General features: G+C 61.1%; 1 pseudogene. It reads right to left on the minus strand.

The window, feature by feature from the left end:
* Nucleotides 1-151 precede the first annotated feature (151 nt).
* Nucleotides 152-424 (minus strand): annotated as a pseudogene (locus EIK80_RS25120) (3-deoxy-7-phosphoheptulonate synthase); the annotation flags it as partial.

Consider the following 424-nt stretch of genomic DNA (forward strand, 5'->3'; position numbering starts at 1 on the left):
CGCGCGAAGCTCCTCCGGCGTATTCAACGGCTGCGGGCCGACCTGCAACGGGTGCGTGGCCGTGGCGCTGCCATCCTGCTGCTGCATAACATCTCTCCTTGGATTACTATCTTTCCCAAGGATAGGGTGTCACGGGAACAAACCCAGATTGTCAGCGATGGAGCGCGCGGCGAGTCGTTACGGCGTCGGCCAGCGTGTGCAAAAGCTCGTTGGCGCGATCCCACGGCACGCAGGAATCGGTGACGGACTGACCGTACACCAGTTGATCGAGCGGGGCCGGCTTCTGATGGCCTCCCACCAGGAAGCTTTCCATCATCACACCGGTAATGCCCTGTTCGCCGGCCGCCAAACGTTCGGCAATCTCTTCGATGACCCCGGCTTCACGATTCTCATCCTTGCCGCAGTTGCCATGGGCGGCATCAAT

This window comes from Caulobacter sp. 602-1, from assembly GCF_003931565.1.
In the GTDB taxonomy this organism is placed as follows: domain Bacteria; phylum Pseudomonadota; class Alphaproteobacteria; order Caulobacterales; family Caulobacteraceae; genus Caulobacter.